This is a genomic window from Streptomyces sp. NBC_01003 (assembly GCF_045162695.1).
In the GTDB taxonomy this organism is placed as follows: domain Bacteria; phylum Actinomycetota; class Actinomycetes; order Streptomycetales; family Streptomycetaceae; genus Streptomyces.
In genome coordinates, this window is record NZ_CP108707.1 from 8605003 (window position 1) to 8616135 (window position 11133).

Consider the following 11133-nt stretch of genomic DNA (forward strand, 5'->3'; position numbering starts at 1 on the left):
CGCTCGCATTGATCGGCGGAGGCCGGAGGAGCGGTCGGTGGCCATGCTGCGTCCTCTGGTCGATGCGGTAGGCGGGCTGCGGCGCCAGATCTTGACGGTGATCACGGGGGCCGCGTGGTTCTGTCGGAGAGACTCGATGTCCGACTCGGACAGTTTCATCACCACAAAGCCGTGCGCGATGGCCGCGCGGGCGGGCCGCACCGTCAACACCCTCCCCGGATCAACCCGCCTTGATCATGACGGCGCACTTCTCGCCGATCATCATCGTCGTGATGCACGGATTGACGGCAGGCAGGAACGGCATGACCGACGCGTCGGCCACCCGCAGCCCGCTGACCCCCTTGACCCGCAGCTGCGGGTCGAGCGGAGAGTCCGCGTCGGACGCCGAGCCCATCCGGACCGTTCCCGCCGGGTGATACACCGTGTTGTGGGTCTCCTTGATGTAGGAGAACAGCTCGTCGTCGGACTGAGCGGCCGGGCCCGGGGCGAGTTCGGCACCCGCCCACGCGGCCATCGGCGCCTGCGCCGTGATCTCCCGTGCGAGCCGAAGCCCGTGGATCATCACCCGGATGTCGTGCTCATCCGTGAAGTACCGCGGGTCGACCTTGGGCTTGTCACGGAAGTCGCGGGTGCGCAGCCGCACCGTGCCCATGGACCGGGCCCGGGTGACGTTCGGCGTGAGACAGAACGCGTTGTCCGTCGTCGGGTAGCCGCGCCGGTACGTGTTCATGTCGAAGGGCACCGAGCCGTAGTGGAACATCAAGTCCGGCCGGTCCAGGCCCGGTTCGGTTCCGGCGAAGATGCCGATCTCCCACCACTGGGTGGACCTCGTGACCATGGGCTGCTTCGCCTCCCACATGATCACACCCTCCGGATGGTCCTGGAGATGCGAGCCGACCCCGGGGGACTCCACCCGCGCATCGACGCCGCAGTCGCGCAGATCCCCGGCCGGGCCGATGCCCGACAGCATCAGCAGCTTCGGCGAGTCGATGGCCCCGCAGCTCACGATGACTTCACGCCGCGCCGCGACCGAGCCGCTGTGAATGGTGTCGGGCTCCAAGTAGTCGACACCGGTGCAGCGATTGCCGTCGTCGAACCGCAGCAACTTGGCCTGGAGCCCGGTACGGATCTCCAGATTCGGCCGGCTGTCGAGAATCGGATGGAGATACGACACGGACGCGGACGAACGGGTGCCGTCCTCGCGGGCGTTGATCTGGAACCAGTGCGCGCCGCGCACCACCGTGGAGCCGGTGTTGAACGGCGTGGTGGGAATGCCCGCGTCGGCGCAGGCGGCCAACAGGGCCCTGCCGCACGGGTCGTTGGGCGGGATGGTGCGGATGGTGACGGGGCCGGAGCGGCCATGGTGGTCCCCGGGCGCGTCGTTGGTCTCCAGGCGCTGGTAGAGCGGGTAGCAGTCCGCGGCGCTCCACCCCGTACAGCCCAGCGCCCCCCACTCGTCGAGATCCTCGGCCGGCGCCCAGAACGCGATGCAGGAGTTGTGCGACGAGCAGCCGCCGAGGACCTTGCCGCGGGCGTGCCGCATGAAGCTGTTGCCGTTCTCCTGCGGCTCCACCGGGTAGTCCCAGTCGTAACCGGACTCCAGCAGGGCCATCCACCGCTCGAGCCGCAGGATGCTGTCGTCGCCGACGTCGGAGGGACCGGCTTCCAGCACGCAGACAGTGACGGCCGGATCCTCGCTCAGCCGCGCGGCCACGACCGCCCCGGCCGTACCACCGCCGACCACCACGTAATCGAACTCATCCACCTCTGCTGCTCCTTCTCGATTCAGGCTCCGCCGTGGGCCGCTGCGGGCTCCGGTGGTTCTCCGACGGCGTGTTCGGCGATCACGCCGGTCTTCTTGCGCTGCACGAACCAGTAGTAGGCGAAGCCCGCGGCCGCGACGACGCTGACGAACAGGACGCCGCCCCATCGCAGATACCAGTGCTGGGGTCCGGTGGCGTTGTAGACCGCGGCGCGCGGCCACAGCAGGTTGACCGACATCGCGGCGCCCCAGAGCACCGCCAGGATGTTGACCGGCAGGCCGAAGCGGCCCAGTGAGAAGTAGCCGGGCGCGGGCGTCCACTCGCCGCGCAGCCGCTGTACCAGCATGGGACCCGTGACCAGCAGATACGCGATGTAGATCATGATGATGGCGATGCTGGTGACAACCGAGAAGATCTGCGGTTGTTTGATGTTGACGACGAGGATGGCGATCGCCACGATCCCGATCAGGCACGTGGCGACCACCGGTGTCTTGAACCGCGGGCTGATCCTGGCCAGTTTGGAGCCGGCCGGCAGGTTGTTGTCGCGGGCCATCGCGAACGCCATGCGCAGGCCGGCGGTCTGTACGGACAAGGCGCACACGGTGATGGCGATGACGACGCACCACAGCACGGCCAGGCCGACCGTCTCGCCGAGCGTGGCCTTCACCACGTACTGCAGACCGTCCACCGACAGCTCTTCGGCCCGTAGATCAGGGGTGGCGAGCAGCGCGAAGAGCAGGATCAGGCCGCCCAGGACGAAGGAGGCGATGAGTGCGCGCAGGATGGCGCGCGGAGCGTTGCGGGCCGGATCGATGGACTCCTCGCCGAGCGAGGAGGCGGTGTCGAAGCCGTACATCACGTACGCCGAGGCGAGCGACGCGGTCAGGAATGCGCCGAGGTAGCCGAGCGGCTGGCCCTGTCCGTAGCCGTCGGTGTCGAGGATCGCGCTCGGACCGCGGGTGATGTGCGCTGCCAGCAGGCCCACCAGCACGACCGCGGCGATCAACTCGATGAACACCCCGGCGGAGTTGATGGTGGCCATCAGTTTGACGCCGAAGGCGTTGATCAGGGTGGTGAAGAGGATGAGGATCGTGCCCAGGAGCACGGCGTTGGCGGCCGCGTCGTACTGTCCCGTCCCGTCGCCGATCACCTGGAAGAAGCCCGAGATCTGGGGCAGCGTCAGCTGGTATGCGAGGGCCACGGCGGCCAGCGACACCATGGTCGCGATCGTCATCATCCAGCCCGCCAGCCAGCCGATGTGCGGACCGCCCGTGTGCTTGGCCCAGTTGTAGACCGACCCCGCGACGGGGAAGCGCGCCGCGAGTTCACAGAAGCTCAGCGCCACCATCAGCTGCCCGATGAAGACCATCGGCCACGACCACCAGTAGGCCGGCCCGCCGAAGCTGACGCCGAAGTAGAACAGCTGGAAGGTGCCTGTCAGGATGGAGATGTAACTGATTCCGGCGGCGAAGGTGTGGAAATTGCCGAGGGTGCGCTTGAGTTCGGGCTTGTAGCCCAGCTCCGTGAGCGCGGCGTCCTGGTCGTGACCACTCGCGGCGCGACCAGGTCCGTCAGGCGGAACGTCCGGCATCGCCGTTCTCCTCTCCCGCGCGGGTGGTGGGGTGCCCAGGGCTCACTCGAACCACCGCTGCGGCCGTGGCGCGGTGTTACGCCAGATGTGCTTGGCCTCCTGGTACTCCGCGAGGCCGGTCGGACCCAGCTCCCGGCCGACCCCGGACTGCTTCATACCGCCCCACTCGGCCTGCGGTACGTACGGGTGGAAGTCGTTGATCCATACGGTCCCGGCGTTCAGCAGGGACGCGACCCGCTCGGCTCGCTCGGTGTTCTGTGTCCAGACCGCTCCGGTCAGGCCGTAGACGGTGTCATTCGCGAGGGCGACCGCCTCGGCCTCGTCGCGGAACCGCTCGACGGTCAGGACCGGGCCGAAGGATTCGTCGCGCACCACCGACATGCCCGGGGTGCAGTCGGTGAGGACGGTCGGCGGATAGTAGTAACCGTCCCGCAGTGCCGGGTCCTCGGGGCGGACGCCACCGCAGCGCAGCACCGCACCCTCCGCAACACCCGCGGCCACATATGCCTCGACCTTGTCGCGGTGGGCGGCGGAGATCAGCGGACCCGTGCGGGCATCCTCGTCGAACGGGCCGCCCATCGGGATCGCCCGGGCCTGCACCACCAGGTCCTCGACGAACCTGTCGTGCAGCTCGTCCTGGACCAGCAGCCGCGCCCCGGCCGAACAGACCTGACCTGAGTGCAGGAACACGGCCATCAGGGCGTAGTCGACAGCCGTCCCGTAGTCGGCGTCGCCGAACACGATGTTGGGGTTCTTGCCGCCGAGCTCCAGAGCCACCTTCTTCACGGTGGCCGCGGCCGCGGCCATGATGCGCCGTCCCGTGACGAGACCACCGGTGAACGACACCATGTCGACCCGAGGGTCCTCGGTGAGCGGTGCCCCCGCGTCCGGACCGGTGCCCAGGACGAGATTGGCGACCCCGTCGGGCAGTCCGGCCTCGGCCAGCAGCCGCATCAGGATGATCGCGGTGTGGGGAGTGAGCTCGCTGGGCTTGAGGACGAAGGTGTTGCCCGCGCCGAGCGCGGGGGCGACCTTCCAGGCGGTCTGCAGCAGCGGATAGTTCCAGGGAGTGATCAGCGCGCACACGCCGACCGGCACGTGCACCACTCGGCTGTCCACGCCGGGGTTGCCGGTGTCGACGATCCGGTCGGTGCCGCCGGAGGCCACCAGACTGCCGAAGTAGCGGAAGCAGTTGGCGATGTCGTCCATGTCGTACTCGCTCTCCACGAGCCGTTTCCCGGTGTCCAGGGATTCGGCGCAGGCGAGTGTGTTCTTGTCACGCTCGATGAGGGCGGCCACACGCAGCAGCAGCGCGCCGCGCTCGGCGGCCGGTGTGGCGGGCCACGGTCCGCGGTCGAAGGCTTCACGGGCCGCGGCGACCGCCGCCGCCGCGTCCTGCGGACCCGCCTCGTCGACCGTGGCGATCAGCGTGCCATCGGCCGGGCAGCGGATCTCGCGCACCCGCCCGTCGACGGCAGCGATCCACCTGCCACCGATGAACAGCTCAGGCATGCAGACTCCTCCGGGTCGGACGTTCGATCCAGCTCCCGAGCATGATCGGCCCTCCGACCCCGCTCCCGAGCACGCGGTGTGGTGCTCCACTGACCGACAGTAAGTATGCGGCGGCGTCTGTGCAGCACCGCGGGGGCCGGCGGTGAGGTGAGGGGCATCCCGTTGCCGGCACCCACCGGCGCCGGAGTACGGCGATGTCGGAAGGGGAGATCGCGGGACGAGAACCGGGCGGAAGGGCGGCCACGGCAAGAGCGGAAGGGTGGCCACGGCAAGAGAGGCTCCGTCGGGTGGTGGCAGGCGCGACCAACCCGACGGTGCGCGTGCCACGTCAGGGAAGTCAGCAGGTTCCAGTGGGGCCGGCTCGCGGACGTCGTCGGCGTCTACCAGCCGGGCCTCGTCATGTCGATGATGCCGATCTTCGTGATCGGCCTGGTGTGCGGCCTGGCGATGGGCCAGGAGGTGTTCCTCGTGACGCGGATGCGAGAGGCGTACGTCCATGGGGCCCGCCCCGCCGAGGCGGTCGTCACCGGCTTCAAGCGTGGGGGACGGGGCGTCGGCCGTGGTCGCCGGCCGGTTCGAAGGCCGGCGGTGCGCCGTCTCCCTCGGCGTGGTCCGTTGGTCCCCTCCCGGCCGACGCGCGGAGCTTTTGGCTGGGCCATTGGCCCAAGATATTCGGCCGCGGTTGATCCATAGGCCCTTGAGATGCTCTGATGTCCCCGTCGATGGCGCTGCGGGATCTCCGCGGCGCCTTTTTCATGCGGAGTTTCGCGGTGACGCGGAAAGGGTGGGTGGCTGTGCTGAAGAGGGTGTTCGTGGCTCCGGATCCGGGGCGGCTGCGGTTGCGCTTCGCGGCCCGTGGCGTCCTCGGCATCAGCCTTGCGGTGGCCCTATGCGGGCTCGCCGGACACTCGCTCGTCGCGGCCATCACCGGTGGTCTGGCCGCGCTGCTCGCCCTGTTCACCGTGACCGACGCGACGGTGCGCGGACAGGCCGTGACGACCGCGCTGCTGCCGGCCGTCGGCCTCCCGGTGCTCGGGCTCGCGGCCGTCCTGCACGACCTGCCCGTCGCCCGTGACCTGGCGTTCCTCGCGGTCGTGGGCGCCGGGGTGTACGCGCGGCGGTGGGGGCCGCGCGGGCACTCCCTCGGCGTGTTCGCGTTCATGACCTTCTTCGCCGCGCAGTTCCTGCACACCGTGCCGGACCAGCTCCCCGAGCTGTACGCCGCGGTACTCCTCTCGCTCGCCGCCGCGTCGGTCGTGCGGTTCGGCCTGTGGTGTTACGAGCGCCGCCTGCCGGCGCCCGCGGTGGTGGCGGCGCCCACCGGCGGGAGCCGACTCGCACGCATCACGACGCGGCAGGCCGTGCAGGCGACCGTGGGCGCCGGCTTCGCGCTCGCCGCCGGTCAGGTGCTGTCCGACCAGCGGTGGTACTGGGCCGTGGGCGCCACGTGGTGGGTGTTTGTGAACACCACGTCCCGCGGGGAGACCGTGGTGCGCGGGTTCCGGCGGTTCCTGGGCACGGTGCTGGGCATCGTCCTGGGCCTCGCCGTGGCCGTGCCGCTGCACGACCAGCCCGTCGTGGCCGCCGTGATCGTCGCCCTCAGCGTGTTCGGGATCTTCTACACCGCCGCTGTCTCGTACACGTGGATGATGCTCGCCGTCACCGTCATGGCGAGCATGCTGTACGGGCTGCTCGGCGTGCTCGACCCGGCGCTGCTGGCCCTGCGGGTCAGCGAGACCGCCGTCGGGGCGCTCGGCGCCGTGCTCGCGGTGCTGCTCGTGCTGCCGGTGACCACGCACTCCGTCACCGACGCGTGGGTCGAACGTGCCTTGCGCTGCGTGCACGCCTGCACCGCCGAGGCCGCAGCCCGGCTGGCGGGTTCACCGACGGCCGACCCGGCCCGGCGTGTGGCCGAGCTTGAGTCGATCCTCGGCAGGGTGCGGCTCTCGCTCGCGCCGCTGGTGCATCCGTTCAGCCCGATGCGGGCGCGGATGGGCCGGGCCCGGCACGTACTCGCGCTGCTCGACGACTGTGCGCGCGAGGTGCGCGGGCTCGCCTCCGTCGTCGCCGACCCGGAGGCCTCGCACGACGCGCGGCTCGCCGCGGCCTGCTGGCGCGTGGAGACGGCCGTCGAGGCGCTCACGGACACGCCGTCGGGCGGGGCGCGTCGCCAGACCGAATCCGCGACGCTGCCGCAGCTCGTCGAGGGCGAACCCGTGCTGGCGCATCTCCACGCCCTGGAACAGGCCCTGCTCGAACTCGCCGTTCCTCTGCGCGGATCCAACCGCGTTCCGGTCAGCGCCTGAGCCCTCGGGGCGCGGGCCCTCCGAGGGGCGCGCGCCGCACAATTCGCGCCCCAGTACTGCCCTGTGCGCCCCCCTCTCCTCCGGGCTGAATCGCGCGTACGGCCGCGGCCCTGCGTCACTCGTCCTACCTGCGGCAACGCCCCGTGAGGTGGACGGTCCGGCACGTTCCGGGGCGGATTCGCCTGTCACGTAGACGACGGATCGGCCCCCGGACGGGTGACGCAGCGGCATCATGTGGACGCACGGAGTGCGCGGCCCCGCGGGAGGGCCAGCGGCCGGGGACCCTCTGGGAGTGCGCCATGCCCGATACACCGCAGCGAACCGACGGGCCCGCCGGATGGCTGGACCGAGCCGACGCCAGGGACGGAGCCACGGCCTGGGATCGAACCGTGCCTTGGGATGGGGCCGCGCCCTGGGACTGCCCGGAAGGGGCCACCCGCCATCACTCCTCCGCACGCGCCCCCGCCGGCATCGGCCACCCCCGCAGCCCCGGCTCCCACGGCCCCGACCCCCGTAACCCAGCCCCCCGCACCCCAGAGCTCTGGCCCGCCGCCTCCGGCTTCATCCGCGCCCACCACGCCGAGGAGCGGCTCGGTGACCCGGCAGCCCGCCTCACGGAGGCATACGCCGAGATCGCGGACACAGGAACGTATCGCCACACCGAGCGCGAGCTCACCTTCGGGGCCCGCGTCGCCTGGCGGAACGCCAACCGCTGCATCGGCCGCCTCTACTGGAACTCCCTGCACGTCCGCGACCGCCGCCACCTCACCGCCGCCGAGGACATCGCAGCCGCCTGCACCGACCATCTGCGCGAGGCATCGCAAGGCGGCCGCATCCGTCCTCTGATCACCGTCTTCGCACCCGACGCGCCCGACCGCCCCGGGCCCCGCATCTGGAACGAACAGCTCATCCGGTACGCGGGGTACGTCCAGCGTGACGGCCGCGTCGTCGGCGACCCGCGCAATGAAGGCCTCACCGCGCTCGCCCGGCGCCTCGGCTGGCGCGGCGGCGACGGCACCCCCTTCGACGTGCTGCCCCTGATCGTCCAGGGCACCGACGACAAGCCACGCTGCTTCGACCTGCCGCCCGACGCGGTCCTCGAAGTGCCCATCGAGCACGAGGACCACGACTGGTGGGCCGGGCTGCGCCTGCGCTGGCACGCCGTGCCGGCCCTGTCCACGATGTGCCTGGAGATCGGCGGGGTCTGCTACCAGGCCGCCCCCTTCAACGGCTGGTACATGGGTACCGAGATAGGCGCCCGCAACCTCGCCGACACCGACCGCTACGACCTCCTGCCGCGCATCGCGGAACGCCTCGGCCTCGACACCACCAGCGACCGGTCCCTGTGGAAGGACCGCGCCCTCGTGGAGCTGAACCGCGCCGTCCTGTTCTCCTTCGACCGCGCCGGCGTCACGGTCACGGACCATCACACCGAGTCCCGGCGCTTCCTCACCCACCTCGACCGCGAGGAGCGCAAGGGCCGCACCGTGGGCGCCGACTGGTCCTGGATCGTGCCGCCGATCTCCGGCTCGGCGACCCCCGTCTTCCACCGCACGTACGACACCACGGAGCGCACGCCGGCGTACGTGCAGCATCCCGAGGCGCTCGCCAGAGCGTCCGGCGAGTTCTTGGTCTAGGGCCACGCCCCTCTGCGGCGTTGTCGTCAGTCGCCGACTCCCCGCGAGCTCTCGGCTGCGCTCGAGCAGGCGGGTCCCCATGACCCCGCTCCCTGATCCGGCCTGATCCAAACGAAAGGCCCTGGACCCGCTGCTACCGTCGGCCGCACGGACGGCGAGCACCGGGCTCACCGTGCATCCGGCGCAAGGGGATCGGCGTGGGCGACAGGCAGGGCGGACGGGCGTACATCGGATCCTTCACCGCCGCGGGAGGTTCCGGGATCGTCACCGCGTCCGTCCACATGGACAGCGGCTCACTCACCGTGCTCAGCGCCGTCGACACGCTCCCCGACCCCTCGTACCTCGCGCTCTCGCCCGCGCGCGACCTCCTCTACGCGGTGAGCGAGACCGCCGAGGGGGCCGTGGCGGCGTTCCGTACGGGGGACGGCAAGCCGGAACTCGCCGGGCGCGGCGTCCCCGTTCGCGGCTCGGGCCCCACCCATCTCGCGCTGTACGACGGCCATGTACTCACCGCCAACTACGGCTCGGGAAGCGTCACTTCGGTACGGCTGCGCGCCGACGGCACCCTCGACGGCGACTCCGCCGACGTGCTGCGCCACGAGGGTTCGGGCACCCACCCCAAGCGCCAGCAGGGCCCGCACGCCCACCAGGTGGTGCCGGACCCCAGCGGCCGCTGGGCCGTCAGTGTGGACCTCGGCACCGACTCCGTACGCGTCTGCTCGATGAAGGGCGGAAGCCTGGACGTCCACCGCGAGGTCGCGCTGCGGCCCGGCTCAGGGCCTCGGCACCTCGCGTTCCACCCGCGCGGCGACCGCGCGTACATCCTGAACGAGCTCACGCCGACCGTCACCGTCTGCCAGTGGGACACCGCCGAGGGCGCCCTGCAGCCGCTCGGCGAGATCTCCGTGCTGCCGGACGCGCCGCACGGCGACGCCTTCCCGTCCGAGGTCGTCGTGGCGCCCGACGGGCGCTTCCTGTGGACCGCCACGCGCGGCGCGAACGTCATCTCCGTCCTCGCCCTCGACGCCATCGGTGACCGCCCCACGCTGCGCGCCACCGTCTCCTGCGGCGGCGACTGGCCGCGCGACCTGGCCCTGCACCCCTCGGGCCGCTTCCTGTACGCGGCGAACGAGCGGTCCGGCGACGTGACCTGGTTCTCCGTGGACCGCGAGACCGGCCTCCCGCGCCGCGGCGGCTCCATCGAGGCGCCCGCCGCGTCCTGCGTGATCTTCGGCTGAGACCGTTCCCGAGCGGATACGGAGACGGGCCCGACCCCATGGGGGTTCGGGCCCGTCTCCGGTGCCTGTGTACGTGCCTGGTCCGCTAGAGGACCGGCGCGCCCTGCGGCTGCTGCGGGGCGATGCCCAACGCCGTCGCGTACTTCGACAGGGCCAGCTTGCCGATCGCCGGGTAGGCGCCCAGCGACTCGGCGGACGCGCAGCCCGCCTCGTTCGCCGCCGCCTGGAGGAGGCTGGCGTCTATCTCGGGACCGATCAGGTACGGCGCGAGCGCCAGCTGCTGCGAGCCGGAGCCGCGCAGCTGCTCGGCGGTTGCCGCGATGGCACCCTCCTCGTCGAGCGCGGCCGCCATGACCGGCACCGCGAGGCGCGCGGCCAGGAGCATGCCGGTGATCCCGGCCGCCTGGACGGCCTCGTCGCCGCCGACCGAGGCGAGGATGATGCCGTCGGCGGCGGTCGCCACCGTGAACAGCCGGGCGCGGTCGGCACGGGCCAGGCCCGCCTCCGACAGACGCACGTGCAGCGCCTCCGCGAGCAGCGGGTGCGGGCCGAGGACATCCGTCAGCTCGGCGGCCGTACGGCTGTCGATCACGGCCTGCCGGATACGGCGCGTGAGCGCGCTGTCCGGGCCCGCGAGCAGGGGCACGACCACGGCGACCGGTCCGTCGGGCTCCGCGACGTCGGCGCCCGCGGCACGGGCCTGCTCGAAACGGGCGGTGCGCTCCTTCGCGGCGCGCGACAGCACGGCCCGCAGGGAGGGGAACTCGGCGAAGGCCGAGGCCTCGGCGGCCTCCGAGTCGTCACCGTCGAGGTATCCGATGCGGGCGTCGAGGCCCGGCAGCTCGGAGCGGGCGATGCTCACGACCTCTTCGGCGAGGCTGCGCGAGGTGCTGCTGGGCGTGCCGGGCACCGCGAGGACGAGTGCGGGTGCGCCCTCGGGGGCGGCCACGGGTTCCGGGCGGCGGTGCCGACCGGGCTGACGGGGTCGCGGCATTCGTACAGGCAGGCCGGATGCAGGCCCAGTGGGGGAGCTCATGCCGCCGCATGCTACTGGCTCGCGGGTCTCCCTTGTTCGGGGAGGGGGCA

The 11133-nt window shown here is 71.5% G+C and carries 7 protein-coding genes and 1 pseudogene; 4 read left to right on the forward strand and 4 right to left on the reverse strand.

What is annotated here, in order from left to right:
- Window positions 1-220: 220 nt before the first annotated feature.
- Genes OG698_RS39320 through OG698_RS39330 form a run of 3 tightly spaced genes read right to left on the reverse strand, consistent with a single transcriptional unit; the run spans window position 221 to window position 4866 of the window.
- Entirely contained in the window at window positions 221-1765 is a 1545-nt protein-coding gene (locus tag OG698_RS39320) for a GMC family oxidoreductase (protein WP_406108817.1), read from the reverse strand.
- 20 nt (window positions 1766-1785) lie between these two features.
- A complete protein-coding gene (locus OG698_RS39325; RefSeq protein ID WP_406108819.1) occupies window positions 1786-3354 on the reverse strand; it encodes an APC family permease in 1569 nt (522 codons plus the stop codon).
- A gap of 42 nt (window positions 3355-3396) precedes the next feature.
- On the reverse strand, window positions 3397-4866 hold the full coding sequence (locus OG698_RS39330; protein WP_406108820.1) for an aldehyde dehydrogenase family protein: 1470 nt from the start codon (window positions 4864-4866) through the stop codon (window positions 3397-3399).
- Between the two features lie 336 nt (window positions 4867-5202).
- Between OG698_RS39330 and OG698_RS39335 the strand changes: the two are divergent.
- The 4 genes and pseudogenes from OG698_RS39335 to OG698_RS39350 form a co-directional block, all read left to right on the forward strand.
- Window positions 5203-5421 (forward strand): annotated as a pseudogene (locus OG698_RS39335) (MMPL family transporter); the annotation flags it as partial.
- Window positions 5422-5660: 239 nt separating this feature from the next.
- Window positions 5661-7172, forward strand: coding sequence for an FUSC family protein (locus tag OG698_RS39340; protein ID WP_406108821.1), 1512 nt, complete (start codon window positions 5661-5663; stop codon window positions 7170-7172).
- A 563-nt stretch (window positions 7173-7735) separates the two neighbouring features.
- The gene (locus OG698_RS39345) at window positions 7736-8809 is read left to right on the forward strand and encodes a nitric oxide synthase oxygenase (RefSeq protein ID WP_406111535.1); all 1074 of its coding nucleotides are present in this window, start codon (window positions 7736-7738) and stop codon (window positions 8807-8809) included.
- Between the two features lie 197 nt (window positions 8810-9006).
- Window positions 9007-10047: a lactonase family protein gene (locus OG698_RS39350; RefSeq protein WP_406108823.1), complete on the forward strand. Its 1041-nt coding sequence runs from the start codon at window positions 9007-9009 to the stop codon at window positions 10045-10047.
- An 85-nt stretch (window positions 10048-10132) separates the two neighbouring features.
- On the opposite strand, the gene OG698_RS39355 is transcribed toward OG698_RS39350, so the two are convergent.
- Window positions 10133-11083, reverse strand: a complete 951-nt coding sequence (locus OG698_RS39355; protein WP_383095392.1) for a sirohydrochlorin chelatase — start codon at window positions 11081-11083, stop codon at window positions 10133-10135.
- Between the last annotated feature and the right edge of the window lie 50 nt (window positions 11084-11133).